Raw genomic sequence first — 17,000 nt, 5'->3', positions numbered from 1 at the left:
ATGGCTTTTCTCGAAATTAATGGGCTGAGGAAGCGGTTCGGATCGGTCGAGATCCTGAAGGGCATCGACCTCGATCTCGAAAAGGGCGGCTTCCTCGTGCTGGTCGGCCCGTCCGGCTGCGGCAAGTCGACCTTGCTCAACACCATCGCCGGCCTGGAAACCATCACCGAAGGCGAAATCCGTGTCGACGGGCGGACGATCAACAATCTCCACCCCTCGAAGCGCGACATCGCCATGGTGTTCCAGAGCTACGCGCTCTATCCAAACATGACGGTCGCGGGAAACATTGCCTTCGGCATGGAAATGCGCGGCGTTCCGGCTCAGGAGCGCCAGAAGGCGATCGACAAGGTGGCGAAAGTGCTGCAGATCGGCCACCTCTTGCAGCGCAAGCCGAGCCAGCTTTCCGGCGGCCAGCGCCAGCGCGTAGCCATGGGCCGGGCGCTGGTGCGCGACCCCAAGCTCTTTCTCTTCGACGAGCCGCTCTCCAATCTCGACGCCAAGCTGCGCGTCGATATGCGCATCGAAATCAAGCGCCTGCATGCAACCACCGGCACGACAATCGTCTACGTCACTCACGACCAGATCGAGGCGATGACGCTGGCCACCAAGATCGCGGTGATGCGCGACGGCGAGGTGCAGCAGTTCGGCACGCCTGCCGAAATCTACAACAATCCGACCAATCTGTTCGTTGCCGACTTCATGGGCTCGCCGGCCATGAACCTGATTCCGGCGACGATCGGCGGCAATGGCAATGCGCTTTCCGTGGTGCTGCAGCGCGAGGCGCGCGAGCCGATCGCGCTGCCGCTGGCCGATGCGCCGACGGGTCTGTCGGCATTCCACGACAGGCCGATCATCTTCGGCGTTCGCCCAGAGGCGCTGACCGATCCCGAAGGGGCCGAACGCAACGCATCGAACATCGCCACCGCCGACTGTCACATCGAGGTCGTGGAACCGGCCGGCTCCGACACTTTCGCCGTCACCAACCTGGGAGGCAAGGCTGTGGTGGCGCGTCTGCGCGCCGACGCCAACATCCAGCCGGGCACCAGCACGCCACTCGCCTTCAACCTGACCAAGGCGGTGTTCTTCGATCCGGCGACCGAGAAACGTATCCTCTGACAGCCATGACAAACCCGGACATCGTCATCATCGGCTCCGGCATCGGCGGCGCCACGATCGCTTCCGGCCTTGCCGGCAGCGGCGCCTCGATCCTGATGCTGGAGCGCGGCGAGAAGCTGCCGACGACGCCGCACACGCGCGACACGCGCGCCATCTTCGTCGACGGCCACTACCGGCCGAAGGAAATGTGGCGCGAGGCCGGGGGTGCTGCGTTCAATCCCGGCAACTACTATTATGTCGGCGGCAATTCGAAATTCTATGGCGCAGTGCTGATCCGCTACCGCAGGCAAGACTTTTCCGCCATGGAGCACTATGGCGGCATCTCGCCGGCCTGGCCGTTCTCCTATGAGGAGTTCGAGCCATGGTACTCCAAAGCCGAGCAGCTTTTTCGCGTGCGCGGCGCACTCGGCGAAGACCCGACCGAGCCGTTCCACTCCATCCCCTATGCCTTCGGGCCGGTGCCGGACGAGCCGCCCATCGCCCGCGCCCGAGCCGAACTCAAGGGCCTCGGCCTGCACCCGGCATCGCTGCCGCTCGGTGTCGACATCGATGCCTGGCTAAAGGACGGCAAGACAGGCTGGGACGCGTTTCCCAACACCGGAGCCGGCAAGGTCGACGCCCAAACGGGGCCGCTGGCGGCGGCACTTGCCGATCGGAACATCGAGCTCGAGACCGGTGCCCATGTCGAATATCTCGAAGCGTCATCGGATGTCAGAACGATCGCCGCCGTTCACTATCGCCAGAATGGCACGCTGAAGAAAGTGACGCCGAAGTTGGTGATTCTCTCGGCCGGCGCGGTCAATTCGGCGGTCATCCTGCTGCGCTCGCCCTCTCCTGACGGCAAGGGCCTCGCCAACCGTTCCGACCAGGTCGGCCGCAACTTCATGAACCACAATTCGAGCGCTATGCTGGCGATCGACCCGCGCCGCAGGAACACATCCGTCTACCAGAAGACGCTGATGCTCAACGACTACTATCTGTCCGACGGCAAAGGCGGCAAGCCGCTCGGCAACGTCCAGCTTCTCGGCAAGATCGACGGCCATATCCTGAGGGCCAACGTCAGGCTTGCACCCAAATTCGCGCTGGACTTCATGGCCGGCCACGCCGTCGACTGGTACCTGATGTGCGAGGACCTGCCCGATCCCGAAAGCCGCATCATGGTCGACGGCAAGGATATCGTCATGCAGTGGCGGCGCTCCAACATGCAGTCGCTCGACGGGCTGACCAAGGTGATGCGCGAGAATTTCCGTGCCTGCGGCTATCCGATCGTCCTGTCGCGGCCTTTCGACAAGCGCACGCCGTCGCATCAGTGCGGAACGGTCAAGATGGGCGATGATCCGGCGACCTCGCCGCTCGACCCGTTCTGCCGATCGTTCGACCACCGGAACCTGTTTGTCGTCGACGCTAGCTTCCTGCCGAACTCGGCGGCGGTCAATCCGGCGCTGTCGATCGCAGCACAAGCACTGCGCGTCGCCGACCACATCCGCAAGACGGAGCTTGTCGCATGACCCGCCCGGCAGCCATCGTCACCGGCGGCGCACGCGGCATCGGCCTCGCTTGCGCCGCGGCGCTGGCCGATGCGGGCTTCGACCTCTTTGTCGTGGACCTTGCCGAAAAAGTCGCCGACGGACTTGCCGCTGACATCACCGCCCACGGCGCGAAATTCGCCTACCATTGCGGCGACATCGCCGATCTCGACCGCCATGCAGCACTGGTCGATGCCGCGACAAGCGCCTTCGGCCGCATCGACTGCCTGGTCAACAATGCCGGCATCGGCGCCGTCATACGCGGCGACCTTCTGGATTTGAAACCGGACAATTTCGACCGGATCCTCGGGATCAATCTGCGCGGCACCGTCTTCCTCAGCCAGGCCGTTGCGAGGGCGATGCTTGCAACGCCGGGTGATTACCGCCGATCGATCATCACCATCACCTCGGTCAGCGCCGAAATGGCCTCGCCCGAACGTGCCGACTACTGCATCTCCAAAGCTGGGCTTTCGATGTGGGTAAAGACCCTCGCGCTGCGGCTCGCCGCCGAAAATATCGGTGTGTTCGAGGTGCGGCCGGGCATCATCCGCACCGACATGACATTAGGCGTAACCGCCAAATACGACGCGTTGATCGACGGCGGGCTGGTGCCGGCGAAGCGCTGGGGCGAAGCCGCCGATGTCGGCGCCGCGGTCGCGGCACTCGCCGGCGGCAAGCTCGGCTTTTCGACCGGCTCGATCATCAATGTCGACGGCGCACTGTCGGTGCCGAGGCTGTGAACAGGTGACGCCATGACCGACTACATCATCGTCGGCGCCGGCCCGGCCGGTTGCGTCCTCGCCAATCGGCTGAGCGAAGATCCCTCGCATCAGGTGCTGCTGCTCGAGGCCGGCGGCAAGGACTGGCATCCGCTGATCCATATGCCGGCCGGCTTCGCCAAGATGACCAAGGGCATTGCCGCCTGGGGCTGGTCGACCGTGCCGCAGAGGCACATGAAGAACCGCGTCTTTCGATATACGCAGGCCAAAGTGATCGGCGGCGGCTCCTCTATCAACGCTCAGATCTACACGCGCGGCAATGCCCGCGATTACGACTCCTGGGAGAAGGAAGAAGGCCTTGTCGGCTGGGGCTATCGCGACGTGCTGCCCTATTTCAAGCGGGCGGAGAACAACCAGCGCTACGCCAACGATTTTCACGGCGATCAGGGCCCGCTCGGCGTCTCGAACCCGATTGCGCCGCTGCCGATCTGCGAAGCCTATTTCCGCGCCGGACAGGAGATAGGCATTCCGTTCAATCCGGACTTCAACGGGGTAGCCCAAGAAGGCGTCGGCTACTATCAATTGACGCAGAAGGACGCGAGGCGCTCCTCCGCCTCGGTTGCCTATCTCAGGCCGATCCGCGAGCGCAAGAACCTGACCGTCAGGACCAATGTGCTGGTGACGCGCATCGTCATCGACAAAGGCCGCGCCGTCGGGGTCGAGATCATCGACAGGCCGGGCGGTCAGCCGACGATCCTGCGCGCCGAGCGCGAAGTGATCGTCTCGTCCGGCGCCATCGGCTCGCCGAAGCTGCTGATGCAGTCGGGCATCGGCCCGGCCGACCATCTGAAGTCGGTCGGCGTGACGCCGGCCCACGACCTGCCCGGTGTCGGTTCCAACCTGCAGGACCATCTCGACCTGTTCGTCATTGCCGAATGCACTGGCGACCACACCTACGACAACTACGCCAAGCTGCACCGGACGGTGTGGGCCGGCCTGCAGTATCTGCTGCTCAAGAAGGGACCGGTTGCCTCCAGCCTGTTCGAAACCGGCGGCTTCTGGTACGCCGATCCGACCGCCGCCTCGCCCGATATCCAGCTCCATCTCGGCCTCGGCTCCGGCATCGAGGCCGGCGTCGAGAAACTGAAAAATCCGGGCGTGACGCTGAACTCGGCCTTCCTGCGCCCGCGTTCACGCGGCACGGTACGGCTGAACAGTGCCGACCCGGCCGACCGCCCGCTGATCGATCCGAATTACTGGGCTGATCCCCACGATCGCGACATGTCGATCAAGGGGCTCAGGCTGGCGCGCGAGATCATGCGGCAGAAGGCGCTTGCCCCTTACGTGCTGCGCGAGGTGCTGCCGGGACGGACACTCACCAGCGACGACGAGCTGTTCGACTATGCCTGCCGCAGTTCCAAGACCGACCACCACCCTGTCGGCACCTGCCGCATGGGCTATGACGCGATGAGCGTGGTAACGCCCGACCTCAGACTGCGCGGCATCGAGGGTCTGCGCGTCTGCGACGCCTCGGTGATGCCGCGCATCCCCTCCTCCAACACCAATGCACCGACGATCATGGTCGGCGAAAAAGGCGCCGATCTGATCCTTGGCCGCGAACCGCTGCCGCCGGCCGTGTTTTCCACCAACCAAGCGGCATGAGATCCCAAGAATGACAGGCACTGTGTCTTCGCTCGATTCCGCAATGACGTCACCGACGACGAGCGAGCGGCAATCAATGCCGCTCTCGAAGCATTGCGACGGCTGATCGACGGCATGGGCAAGGTCGAATTCAGCGCCAACACCAGCCCAGAACCGTTCGCGCGGCTTCACGCACGGCTTCACCATCGACTTCCGCGATGCCGCAGCACGCGACGCCTATCTGATGCATGAGGCTCACAGCCGAGCCGGCGCCCGGCTGGTCGCGGCGCTTGAAGGCGGCACGGATGGACTGATGGTGTTCGATCTGGATTAAGCGCTTAGCTTACCCGAGCCTCAGCGCGACCACCCCGGCAACAATGCTGAGCACGGCGGCACCGCGCCATCCCGTCATCTTCTCGCCGAGCGCAAACACCGAAATCATCATGGCGAACAGGATCGAGGTTTCGCGCAGCGCCGCGACCGAGGCGATCGGCGCCTTGGTCATCGCCCACATCACGATCCAATAGGCGGCGCCGCTGAGCACGCCGGTGTACACGCCCGCCTTCCAGTCGCGCGCCAGCACTGGCAGCGCCTTTGGTCCGCGAAAGATCAGGCACAGCACCAGCGCCCATGCCGCATCACAGACGAACAGCCATGCCGCATAGCTCGATGCACTTGCGGCCAGCCGCGCGCCGCTGCCGTCTGAAAGCGTATAGCTGGCGATGAAGATCGATGTGCCCAGCGCAAAGCCGACGGCACGCGGGTTCAGCCTTTCCAGATGCGCGCCGCCGCGAAACGACAGCACCAGCGTCCCGGCCGACAAAAGAACGATCCCGACGATGGCCAGCGGTGTCGGAACTTCAGCGACAACCACCATGCCGCCAAGTGCTGCAAGCAGCGGTGCGGTGCCGCGCGCCAGCGGATAGGTCTGCGCGAAATCACCGGCCTTGTAGGCGCCGATCAGAAACGTTCTGTAACCCATGTGGAAGACCACCGAGGCGATGATATAGGGCCACACTTCCGACTTCGGCACCTCGACAAATGGCAGAGCCAGAAGCGCAACGGCGCCCATGCCGAGCGTCATCAGCGTGATCGACAGGAAGCGGTCGAGATGGACCTTGACCAGCGCGTTCCAGATCGCGTGCATGGCGGCGGCGGCAAGCACCGCGAAGAAGACGAACAAGCTCATCGGCGGGTCATCCCGCCTCCAGCCCCCGTTGTGAACGGCGTTTCCAGGTCGATGTCGACCCGCAGCGGAAAATGGTCCGAGGCCATTTCGTCGATATCGGCACTGACCGAGCGCACGCGGCCCGCCAACATCCCGCCGACGAAGCAATGGTCGAGCCGGCGCTTTGCCAGCCTGCCGTCGATGGTCTTCACATGGGTATGGAAATCCGCCGTCGGTTCGCTGGCGACAGCGGCGGCATCGACAAAACCGTCGAGATAGGCAGCACCGCGATGGTACGGCGTGCTGCCGACTATGCGCCGGCACTCGGCGCTGCCCGGCTCCATGTTGAAATCGCCCATCCAGATCGCCGCCAGCGGGTTTTCCGGCTCCGGCTCGCCATTGCTCCAATTGCGCTCGGGTTCGTCATCGGCGCCGCTCCACGGGCCGCCGTCGGACGGTGCACGACGATGCTCGGCGAGCAGGTAGTCGATCTGCTCCAGCCGCTCTTCGACGGCGATATGCGCGAGATGCAGCGACAGCACCCGCACCGGACCGGCAGGGGTGCGGATCATGCATTCAAGCGCCGCGTTGCGGGTGTTGAGGGGACGCACCGTGCGGCGCAGCGGCAACGTGTGCAGGCGCGACCAGACGATCGGCAGCTTGGACAAGATCATGGTGCCGAATTGCCGCCGCCGGTTGACGATGCGACCGTCATGTCGCTCGCTGGCGTCCATGTCGAAGGCCGGCCCATAAACCCAATGGTATTCCGGCAGTAGCCGGGAAAGGATTTCCGGCTGGTCATCTTCGTTGCTGCGCAGCCAGTGCCGCTCCACCTCCTGCAAGGCGATGATGTCGGCGCCCGCCACGACACGCGCCGCCCGCGCGAGATCATAGCGGTCGTCGCCGCCGAACCCGTACTGGATGTTGTAGCTGACCAGCTTCATTGCTTATCCGGCTCAATTTCCTGAAAGCAGTAGCCGTTGGGCTGATCGGCTGCAATGTGCAGCCGGATGGACAGAGCTTGGGCCACGCAGCGCTCTAAGTCGTCAGCGGCTGGAATCGTCCCGGCGGAGAGGCGGCCAGTTCCGACCAGTCGATTTCCTCCTCCAGGCGATGATATGCTTCGTCGCCGATCGTCCCGTCGATACGCAGTTGTTCCAGAGCGTCACGCTGGCTCTTGATGGCATAGAGGCGCAACCTGTCGTACTCGGTCGCGGCCTGGGCGTCGTCAGGATTTTCGGCGATCACGCGCTGCGCGGTAAATTGCTCGCGGACCACGGCCGCGGCATTCGATGTCTTGCCGCTCAACACGTCCAGCGCTGCCTGCATGATGGCGACGCGTGCCTGCGCGACCTCGCGGTCGACAGTTTCGTCCGGATCGAGCCGCAGCAAGCGCAGGAGCGGCTTCAGGCTCATGCCTTGCAGCACCAATGTGCCGAGAACGACCGAGAAGGCGGCGAGCACGATCGGGTCGCGCCCCGGAAAGTCGGTCGGCAAGGCAAACGCTGCCGCAAGGGTGACCAGACCACGCATGCCACACCAGCCGATCAGCACGCCGCCGCGGAACGACGGGGCTTCAGCCTGCCGTTCCGCGTCACCGAAGGCGGCAAGCCACCTGATGATCGCGCCGCATCCCAGAACCCAAACAAGGCGCGAGACGATGACGACAGCCAGCACGGCTGCGGCGAAGACGAACGCTTCGACCTGCCCCTGCTCGGCCAGGCGGCCGACGATCAATCGTGCCTGAAGTCCCATCAGGACGAAGGCCAGAACGTTCAGCACGAAGACAGCCGTCTCCCAAACCGAGTAGGAGCTGACGCGATTTCTGGCCGGCATGCGGCGCGGCGCGGTGCGTGCGATGGTCATGGCATAGACGACGATCGTAATGATGGCGGAGAGCCCGATCTTGTCGGCCAGGATCCAGACGCCGAAAGTCCCGGCAAATTGCACCACCGTGCCACTTGCCGGATCGCTGATGCGACTGAGGGTGACGAGAGACAGCCGTCCGAGCACATAACCAGCGGCAAGGCTGCCGACCGTCGACAGCAAGATCATCGGAACCGCGCTGCTCAGCAGGATGGAGCCGGCAGCAGCGGAAATCGCCATGCGGTAGATCAGGAGTGCCGTGGCGTCGTTGAGCAGGCTTTCTCCTTGCAGGATCGCGGTGACGCGATGCGGCACCTTGAACTGTCCAAGCACGGCCGACGCTGCGACGGCATCGGGCGGCGCCACGATCGCGCCGAGGGCGATTGCCGCGGCGATCGGCAAGCCTGCCATTGTCCATCCGACAAGCGCCACGGCAGCAGTAGTGAAAACGACGGCGCCAAGCGCCAGCAAGGCAAGTGGCAGTCTGTAGCGATTGAGATCGCGCAGCGACGTGTCGTAGGCAGCATCGAGAAGCACCGGCGCGATGAACAAAGCGAGCGCCAGTTCGGGATCAATCTCGATGGTCGGCGCAAACGGCAGGAATGCGATGCCGGCGCCCGCCAACGCCAGCAACGAAGGATAGGGAACCTGGAGACGCCGCGACAGCGCCGTCAGCGCGACGGCGATCAGCAGAAGAATAAGGGTCAGCTCGAAAAGCGCCATGCCTTATCGTAGCGGCGAAGTCCGGCTGTTGGCAGTGGCAAAGCAGCAAGATGCTGTTAATTGGCGCCGCTCAGATGCCGGCAGTATGTCCGGATCCGGTTTCGACATATAAGCTCCGGTTATGATCCTCATCGGCCAATATGACTCGCCCTTCGTTCGTCGCGTCGGCATCGCGCTCACCCTGTACGGCCTGCCGTATGAGCATCGCCCCTGGTCGACTTTCAGCGATGCGGACAAGATCCGGCCCTACAATCCGCTGACGCGGGTCCCGACCCTAGTGCTGGACAATGGCGAGGTGCTGATCGAGAGCCACCTCATGCTGGACTATCTGGACGGCCTCGTCGCAGCCGAGCGAAGGATGTTTCCAACCAGCGAGCCAGCGCGCCACCAGGCGCTCAAGATCGCTGGTCTGGCCACAGGGCTGGGCGACAAGGCGGTCAGCCTGTTCTACGAGAAGCTACTGCACCAGCCGGTCTCGGACCTCTGGGTCAAGCGCTGCCGCAAGCAAATAGAAGGCGTGATGGCTGTACTGGAAGCCGATCGCAGCACAAAGCCTGAAACCTACTGGTTCGGCGATCGCATCGGTCACGCCGACATCGCGGTTGCCGCCGTGCTGCGCTTCCTTGGCGAGGCGCATCCCGGACTGGCTTCGCTCGCCGCCTTCCCGGCGCTCGGGGCCCATGCCGAACGGATGGAAGCACTGCCTGTCTTTCAGGCGATCTCGCAGCCTTTCATCCCGCCGGCTTGACCTGTCGATGACACCAGTCGTTTACTACCAGACACCGAATTCAAATCTTTATCCCGGTTTTTAGCCGCGCGAGGAGCTCCCAGTGCCAAGACTATTCATAGCATTGTGCGCGTTGATTCTCTGTTCACCTGCCGCCAAGGCTTCCGCGCTATACGACGAATTGCTGGCGGCAAAGATCAAACTTTTGGGAACTTCGAGACCGGACCCAGGGATGGGACTCTGGGCGCAGCAGACGAATGAGAGATTGCTCTCCATCATAGAAGGGAAATGGGTTGATCTTGGATATTCCGATCTGACCAGCGAAGACAGTATGAAGAAATACTGTCTTAAGTATGGAGAGTCTTTCAACAAATTGACCGATTATTCCTTCGAAATCATCGCGCCTATCGTTCCTCGGGCGAAGCAGGCGATCCACAAAGAGTATATTTTCAAAACGGGAATGTCCTACAACTACCGATGGAACATCCAACAGCAAATGGAAGTCCTCGGGACGTTAGGGGGAAACGGCAAACAAATTCTGAGAAATGCCAATGGGACGAGTGCATTGCTGATGATGACACCCAATACCCTGCTTGAGGTCGATTTCGACCTCGGAATGCCGTTCATTTGGGGCCGTTGCCCCGCCGAATAGATCGGCGATCCAATCCCGGTGTCTGCCGCTTCTAATGCAGCACCAGCATGTCGCCCGACGAGAAGGAAATCTCGGCCTTTTCGCCGACGGCGGGCGGCGGGGTGGCCGGACTATTGAACGTGTCGAGCGATACCGTGCTGCCGCCGATGCCGACGCGAACCCGGATGACCGAACCGAGGAAATGCACTTCGGTGATCTCGCCCGAAAGACTGGCGTCACGGCCGGGATGGCGACCGAGCGAAATCGCCTCGGGCCGCAGTGCCAGCGACAGCGTGTCGCCGGACTTGGAGCCGTTGAGCTTCCCCTGCAGCGAGATCTCTTGCGCGTTGACGCGCACCTTGCCCGACGCCGCGTCGGTGACGGTGCCTTCGAGCACGTTCAGCGTGCCGACGAAATTGGCAACGAACTTGGTCGCCGGCCGGTTGTAGATCTCGAACGGCGTGCCGACCTGCTCGGCCTTGCCGCCATACATGACGGCGATGCGGTCGGAGATCGACAGCGCCTCTTCCTGGTCGTGGGTGACGAAGACGGTGGTGATGCCGAGCTTCTTCTGGATCGAGCGGATTTCCTCGCGCAGCGACACGCGCACCTTGGCGTCGAGCGCCGACAGCGGCTCGTCGAGCAGCAGGAGCTTCGGCTTCGGCGCGATGGCCCGCGCCAGCGCGATACGCTGCTGCTGGCCGCCGGAGAGCTGATAGGGATAGCGGTCACCCATCTGCGGCAGCTTGATGAGGTCGAGCATCTCGGCAACGCGCCTGTCGGCATCGGCCTTTGGCATGCCCGCGACCTTCAGCCCGAAGCCGATGTTCTGCGCCACCGTCAGGTTCGGAAACAGCGCATAGGCTTGGAACACCATGCCAACATTGCGCTGGTTGGGCTTGAGCCGGGTGATGTCCTTGCCGGCCACCACGATCTTGCCGGCGCTCGGCTCCTCGAAGCCGGCGACCATGCGCAGCACCGTCGTCTTGCCGCAGCCCGATGGCCCGAGGAAGGAGACAAATTCGCCCGGCTCGACGTCGAGATTGAAGTCCTGCACGACGGTGGTGGCGCCGAAGGCTTTTCGCACCTGCTGGATGGAGAGGAATGGCTCAGCCATGGCTTTTCTTTCGGTCAGTACTTTTCGATCAGTTTGGCCGGTTCGCCGATCGCGGCGCAAAACGCGACAGGATCTGGATCAGCGACATGCAGCCCCAGGTGATGGCGAACGAAATGAGCGCCAGTGCCGACGGCTCATAGGCACTGTTGGCGCCGATGTTCTGCAGATAGGGGCCAAAGGCTGGGCGATTCAACAGCGAGGCCATGGTGAACTCGCCGATGACGATGGCAAAACTCAGGAACGCGCCGGATAAGACAGCGATCAGTACATTCGGCAGGATGATGCGGGCGATGATGGTGGTCCAGCCGGCGCCGAGGATTTGTGCGGCTTCGGTGAGCGTTCTGACGTCGATGGTCCTGAGACCGGTATCGACCGCCCGGTACATATAAGGCAGCGCCAGCACTGCATAGCCGATGACCAGCAGAGCATCGGTGCCGCGCGCTGTCGCCAAAAAAGGCAGCGTTGAATTCGAACCGAACATTCTGATGTAGCCGAAGACGATGACGATAGCGGGGATAACCAGCGGCAGCAGGGTTATGAACTCTACGACCGGCCGCAGATTCGGTAGCCGCAGCCGTATCCAGTAGGCCGTCGGGACAACGAGCAGCACGCCCAAAAGGATGGTGAAGATCGCCACAACGACGGAATAGGTAAATGTAGTCTGGAAATTCGGATCTCCGAAGACTGAGCGGTAGGCGTCAAAGGAGTATTCCCCTCGCCGCTTACGCAAAGAGAATTCAAAGGTCGCCAAAAGCGGCAGGACAAAATAAGTGGTTCCGACGCCAAAAACGAGCCAAGCCCAAAAGCGGCTGCCTTGCTTCATTTCAGCCACCGTTCGGCTCGCCGTTGGAACAAGATATAGAATAGGTTGGCCAGGCCGGTGATGACGATCATGCCGAACGCAAGCGCGTAGCCTAGATTCGGATTGTACAGCACGTCGCCGCGAATCTGCGCGAACAGCTGGATTGGCACGATGTTGAGTGACGGCCCCGTCAGTGCATAGGCCGTTGCGACCGCCCCGAAGGCATTGGCAAAGAGGAGGACCGTCGTACCGAGAAAGCTCGGCCATAACACCGGTATGACCACCATGCGCCAATATTGCCAATTGGTTGCCCCGAGCGTGGCGGCAGCTTCGCCCCATTCCTTCTTCAACCCATCGACCGCCGGCGTGATGATGACGATCATCAATGGAATCTGGAAATAGAGATAGGTGAGAATCAGGCCCCAAAACGAAAAGATACTGAAGCCGAGCGAATAGATGTTGATGCCGAAAACGTCACGCAACAGGATCGTCGCCACTCCGAGCCGACCTAGCGTTGCAATGAACGAGAATGCCAGCGGTACGCCCGCGAAATTCGAGGCGACGCCCGAGAAGGTCAAGGTTCCCGAGCGTAACCACGGCGGCAAGCCTCCGCGAACCACTGCCACCGCCATGGCCAGGCCGATCAAGGCGCCAAGGACCGCAGAGACAAAGCTGATCTGAATGGATACCCAATAGGCTGCGGCGAGCTTGGGTTGCGACAACGCTATGATGTTGTCGAACGTATAGTCACCGGCTGCATTTTTGAACGCGCCCGCGATCAGCCCTACAGTGGGCAGGATCAGAAAGACCAGCGCGAAAACGAAGAACGGAGTTACGCCTAACCAATGCAGTGGCAGCCGAAGGCGGCTGATCTCCGGCGCGCCAGGACTGACGCGGGCTGTCTGGGACATTGTGGAGTCTGCCATGGAATTCCCGAAGTCTGGCATAGGGCGCCGGCCGGCGAACGGCCGGCGCCCTATGAATTACTTCACGACGGCGCCAACGATGGCATCCCAGTTCGTGCTGATTTCCTTCTTGGCGGCGTTCTGTTCCTCCAAGGTTGGAAAGATCGCTTTTTCGTAGTTCTCGGCGGCCGGCAGCTTGTCCAGCATCTCCTTCGGGATCACGCCCTTCTTGGCGAGATCATTGAAGCGGATCGGGTGGCAGTAGCCCTTCAGCCAGCCCAGCTGGCCTTCGTCCGAGTAGAGATACTCCATCCACAGCTTGGCGGCATTCGGATGCGGCGCATAGGCGCTGATCGCCTGTACGTAGACGCCTGCGACCACTGCTCCCTTTGGCACGACGATTTCGATTTCCGGATTGCCGGCCATCTTGTCGCGCATGGCGAGCAAGTTGTAGTCCCAGTTCATCACGATCGGCGTCGTGCCCTGGGCGACAGCTGCCGCTTCACCGTCGACCGGCACGAAGTTGCCGGCATCGTTGAGCTGCTTGAAGAACTGCAGACCCTTGGCGGCGGCGTCCTGGCCGCCGGTACCGCCAGCCGCGAGGCCCGAAGCGTAGACCGACATGACGGCGTTGTTCGAGGTGCGCGGGTCACCGGCGAGCGCCACCGAGTTGGCATATTCCGGCTTCAGCAGGTCAGCCCAGTCCTGTGGTGCGTTCTGCACGACGGCCTTGTTCACGCCGAAGGCGAGCACGCCGTAGTAGTCGCCGTACCAGTAGCCGTCGGCGTCCTTGGCGCTCTCAGGGATCGAATCCCAGGTCGACACCTTGTAGGGCTGGATCAGGCCGTCTGCCTTGGCGGACGGGCCAAACGACAGGCCGACGTCGATGACATCAGGCGCCTGCGGGCCCTTATTGTCCTTGTTGGCCTTGATCGCCTCGATCTCATCGCCGGAGCCGGCATCGGGATTGAGCTCGTTGATGGTGATTTCCGGATACTTCGCCTTGAAGCCGGCGATGACGTCGCCGTAGCCGCACCAGCTGTGCGGCAGCGCGATGGTGGTAAGCTGGCCTTCCGCCTTGGCGGCGGCGACCAGTTCATCCATGGACTGCGCCGACGAGATGGCAGAGGTCGCCATCAGGGCGACGGCCGTAAGGGAAAGCACTTTTCCCGTGAATTTGAACATGTGTTCTCTCCGTTGAACTGACGCCGTTGGACGCCTGCGATGCGGTATCGTTTTCGTGTGACAGCCCGATGAAAGCTTTGTGAAAGCGATGCCCTGCAGTACGAAAAAGTAAACTCTTTTTAACCGGCTGTAGCAATCACTCCGCGATTATTTTTCCGGCTAACGAATTTCTGTCTTACCTTTCATCTTTCCCCTTTCTTTGCCCTCAATTTCCCAGATCAACTTTCGGCACGCAAAACCGTCTCAGACGGTGCCGGCAATGGCATTGTCGAGCAGCGTCAGCGCCGCCTTCCTGGTCAGCTTGACCGGGTTGCCGCCGGCGGTCGGATCGACCACCGCCATGTCGGCGATCAGGCCCTTGCGCTTCTTGTCCATGTCGAGCCCCTTGATCAGGCCCGGCAGCGCGTGCGGCACCTTCAATTCCTTGCGAAGCTTGAGGACGGCCTTGGCGAAGCCGTCGAAGCCGCCCTTGATGCCGCAATAAGCTGCGAGCCGGGCGATGCGCACCTCGATGGCGTCGCGGTTGAAAGCCAGCACATAAGGCATGAACACGGCGTTGGTCATGCCGTGATGGGTGTCGTAGAGCGCGCCGATCGGATGCGACAGCGAGTGGATGGCACCCAGCCCCTTCTGGAAAGCGGCGGCGCCCATGGCGGCCGCACTCATCATGTGGGCGCGGGCGACGAGATCCTTACCATTGGCATAGGCCTTCGGCAGGTTCTCGAAGACGAGCCGCACGCCTTCGACAGCGATGCCGTCGGCCATCGGATGATAGCCCGGCGCGCAATAGGCCTCGAGGCAGTGAGCAAGCGCGTCCATGCCTGTGCCGGCGGTGATGAAGCCCGGCATGCCGACCGACAACTCCGGATCGGCGATGACGATGGCCGGCAAAAGTTTCGGATGGAAGATGACCTTCTTGGTGTGGGTCGCTTCATTGGTGATGACGCCGGCGCGGCCGACCTCCGAGCCGGTGCCGGCGGTGGTCGGCACGGCGATGATCGGTGCGATCGCATCGGAGTTGGCGCGCGTCCACCAGTCACCGATATCTTCGAAATCCCAGACCGGCCGCGCCTGGCCGGCCTGGAAGGCGATCAGCTTGCCGAGGTCGAGCGCCGAGCCGCCGCCGAAGGCTATGACGCCGTCATGCTTGCCCTTCTGGAACACGGCAATGCCGGCGGTCAGGTTGGAGTCGACCGGGTTCGGCTTGACCTCGGAAAACACGCCATAGGGTACCTTGGCGTCGTCGAGGATCTTCAGCGTCGAGGCGACCACCGGCAGCTTGGCTAGCCCCGGATCGGTAACGAAGAGCGGCCGCTTGATGCCGGTGGCATCAAGCACATCAGGCAATTCCTTGATGCGCCCCGCGCCGAAGCGCACGGTTGTCGGATAGTTCCATTTGGAAATCAATTTTGTCATTTTGATCTTTCGAAAATCAGATGGCTTCACGTAGATGGTATGATTTCGGCCTGGTCAGATTGTCGTAGCCGATGGCCGACAGTGCGGCGCCCTTGCCGGTGTCCTTGACACCGGTCCAGACCAGCGCCGGATCGAGATAGTCGCAGCGGTTCATGAACACGGTGCCGGTCTCGATGCGATCGCCGATCGCCGCCGCATGCTCGGTGTCGGGCGTCCAGATCGAGGCTGTCAGCCCGTAGGGGCTGTCGTTCATCAGCGCGATCGCCTCTTCGTCGTTGCGCACCTTCATTATGCCGACGATCGGCCCAAAACTTTCCTCGCGCATGACGCTCATCTGATGATCGACCCCGGTCAGCACTTCCGGCGCCAGATAGGGCGAGCCTTGATCGTCATTGGCAACCTTCATGTTGATGTGGGCCTTGGCGCCCTTGCGCAGCGCCTCGGCCTTCTGCGCGCGGATCAGGTCGGCGAAGCGCGCCTGTGCCATCGGCCCCATCGTCGTCGCCTGGTCGAGTGGGTTGCCAACGACGTAGTTCTTGGTTTCGGCGATAAAGCCTTCGATGAATTCGTCATAGACCTTCTCATGGACATAGACGCGCTCGATGCCGCAGCAGCACTGGCCGGAATTGTAGAAGGCCCCGTCCACCAGGTTGGCGACGGCATGATCCATCTTGGCGTCGGCCAGGACATAGGCCGGGTCCTTGCCGCCGAGTTCGAGGCCGAGCGTCATGAAGGTGCCTGCCGCGGCCTTTTCGATGGCGCGGCCACCGCCAACCGAGCCGGTGAAATTGACATGGTCGATCTTGCCCGAGCCGAGCAGTTTTTCGGTCTGCACATGGTTCATGACAAGGTTCTGGAACAGACCCTTGGGCAGGCCTGCTTTGTCAAACGCCTGTTGAAAACGTTCGCCGACCAGCAGCGTCTGCGCCGCATGCTTAAGGATGACGGCACTGCCGGCCATCAGCGCCGGCACGATGGTGTTGACGGCGGTGAGATAGGGATAGTTCCACGGCGCAATCACCATGACCACGCCGAGCGGCACCTTCTTCACATAGCGGCGAAACCCGTCCTTCGGATTGGAGGCGAGGACCGGCTTGAGTGCCGCTTCGGCGATCTCGACCATGTAGCTGGTACGTTCCCTTACGCCGCCGAACTCGCCGCCATAGCGCACCGGACGACCCATCTGCCAGGCGATCTCCGGCACGATCTCGTCGGTCATGGCGACCAACGCTTCCAACATGGCAAGCATGTATTTGCCGCGCTCGACGATCGGTGTCTCAGCCCATTTCTCCTGCGCCGCCTTGGCACGCTCGACCGCCGCATTGATCGCTTGGTCCGTGGCCACAGGCCGCTCGGCATAGATCGAACCATCGACGGGAGATTTTATCTTGACCGTTTCGGTCATTCCTTTGAGTCCTCACGGTTAATGACAATCTCGGTTTGGGCGCCCGTCCGTCC

General features: G+C 62.3%; 15 protein-coding genes and 1 pseudogene. 7 read left to right on the top strand and 9 right to left on the bottom strand.

Annotation, left to right across the window (positions count from 1 at the left end):
- The 5 genes and pseudogenes from ACWTU8_RS00190 to ACWTU8_RS00170 form a co-directional block, all read left to right on the top strand.
- On the top strand, positions 1-1,116 hold the full coding sequence (locus tag ACWTU8_RS00190) for an ABC transporter ATP-binding protein (RefSeq protein ID WP_455846584.1): 1,116 nt from the start codon (positions 1-3) through the stop codon (positions 1,114-1,116).
- A gap of 5 nt (positions 1,117-1,121) precedes the next feature.
- Positions 1,122-2,624, top strand: coding sequence for a GMC oxidoreductase (locus tag ACWTU8_RS00185; protein WP_455846583.1), 1,503 nt, complete (start codon positions 1,122-1,124; stop codon positions 2,622-2,624).
- Entirely contained in the window at positions 2,621-3,382 is a 762-nt protein-coding gene (locus ACWTU8_RS00180) for a 3-ketoacyl-ACP reductase (RefSeq protein ID WP_455846582.1), read from the top strand. The genes ACWTU8_RS00185 and ACWTU8_RS00180 overlap by 4 nt, the downstream gene beginning before the upstream one ends.
- A 12-nt stretch (positions 3,383-3,394) precedes the next feature.
- Positions 3,395-5,023 (top strand): GMC family oxidoreductase, encoded by a 1,629-nt coding sequence (locus tag ACWTU8_RS00175; RefSeq protein ID WP_455846581.1) that lies wholly within the window; start codon positions 3,395-3,397, stop codon positions 5,021-5,023.
- Positions 5,024-5,050: 27 nt separating this feature from the next.
- Positions 5,051-5,336: pseudogene (locus ACWTU8_RS00170) on the top strand (Dabb family protein); the annotation flags it as partial.
- Between the two features lie 9 nt (positions 5,337-5,345).
- On the opposite strand, the gene ACWTU8_RS00165 reads toward ACWTU8_RS00170, so the two are convergent.
- The 3 genes from ACWTU8_RS00165 to ACWTU8_RS00155 form a co-directional block, all read right to left on the bottom strand.
- On the bottom strand, positions 5,346-6,191 hold the full coding sequence (locus ACWTU8_RS00165; RefSeq protein ID WP_455846580.1) for an EamA family transporter: 846 nt from the start codon (positions 6,189-6,191) through the stop codon (positions 5,346-5,348).
- The gene (locus ACWTU8_RS00160) at positions 6,188-7,114 is read right to left on the bottom strand and encodes an endonuclease/exonuclease/phosphatase family protein (RefSeq protein ID WP_455846579.1); all 927 of its coding nucleotides are present in this window, start codon (positions 7,112-7,114) and stop codon (positions 6,188-6,190) included. The genes ACWTU8_RS00165 and ACWTU8_RS00160 overlap by 4 nt, the downstream gene beginning before the upstream one ends.
- Positions 7,115-7,208: 94 nt before the next feature.
- A complete protein-coding gene (locus tag ACWTU8_RS00155; protein ID WP_455846578.1) occupies positions 7,209-8,759 on the bottom strand; it encodes a cation:proton antiporter in 1,551 nt (516 codons plus the stop codon).
- Positions 8,760-8,880: 121 nt separating this feature from the next.
- Here ACWTU8_RS00155 and ACWTU8_RS00150 point away from each other — a divergent pair, with 121 nt between their 5' ends.
- Both ACWTU8_RS00150 and ACWTU8_RS00145 read left to right on the top strand, forming a co-directional pair.
- Entirely contained in the window at positions 8,881-9,507 is a 627-nt protein-coding gene (locus tag ACWTU8_RS00150) for a glutathione S-transferase family protein (RefSeq protein ID WP_455846577.1), read from the top strand.
- Between the two features lie 82 nt (positions 9,508-9,589).
- A complete protein-coding gene (locus ACWTU8_RS00145) occupies positions 9,590-10,138 on the top strand; it encodes a hypothetical protein (protein WP_455846576.1) in 549 nt (182 codons plus the stop codon).
- 31 nt (positions 10,139-10,169) lie between these two features.
- Here the strand turns inward: ACWTU8_RS00145 and ACWTU8_RS00140 are convergent, their stop codons facing one another.
- From ACWTU8_RS00140 to ACWTU8_RS00115, 6 genes are all read right to left on the bottom strand, one after another.
- Positions 10,170-11,234: an ABC transporter ATP-binding protein gene (locus tag ACWTU8_RS00140; protein ID WP_287339518.1), complete on the bottom strand. Its 1,065-nt coding sequence runs from the start codon at positions 11,232-11,234 to the stop codon at positions 10,170-10,172.
- A 28-nt stretch (positions 11,235-11,262) separates the two neighbouring features.
- Complete coding sequence (locus ACWTU8_RS00135; protein ID WP_127209949.1) at positions 11,263-12,057, bottom strand: ABC transporter permease; 795 nt, start codon at positions 12,055-12,057, stop codon at positions 11,263-11,265.
- Entirely contained in the window at positions 12,054-12,947 is an 894-nt protein-coding gene (locus tag ACWTU8_RS00130; protein ID WP_455846575.1) for an ABC transporter permease, read from the bottom strand. Before ACWTU8_RS00130 ends, ACWTU8_RS00135 begins: the two co-directional genes overlap by 4 nt.
- A gap of 72 nt (positions 12,948-13,019) precedes the next feature.
- A complete protein-coding gene (locus ACWTU8_RS00125) occupies positions 13,020-14,126 on the bottom strand; it encodes an ABC transporter substrate-binding protein (protein WP_455846574.1) in 1,107 nt (368 codons plus the stop codon).
- A gap of 243 nt (positions 14,127-14,369) precedes the next feature.
- On the bottom strand, positions 14,370-15,542 hold the full coding sequence (locus ACWTU8_RS00120; RefSeq protein WP_455846573.1) for an iron-containing alcohol dehydrogenase: 1,173 nt from the start codon (positions 15,540-15,542) through the stop codon (positions 14,370-14,372).
- Positions 15,543-15,558: 16 nt separating this feature from the next.
- A complete protein-coding gene (locus tag ACWTU8_RS00115) occupies positions 15,559-16,947 on the bottom strand; it encodes an aldehyde dehydrogenase family protein (RefSeq protein WP_455846572.1) in 1,389 nt (462 codons plus the stop codon).
- Positions 16,948-17,000 lie beyond the last annotated feature (53 nt).

This window comes from Mesorhizobium sp. BHbdii (assembly GCF_053848045.1).
The sequence above is the reverse complement of the archived record's forward strand: the minus strand, read 5'-3'. Positions and strand labels throughout refer to the sequence as shown.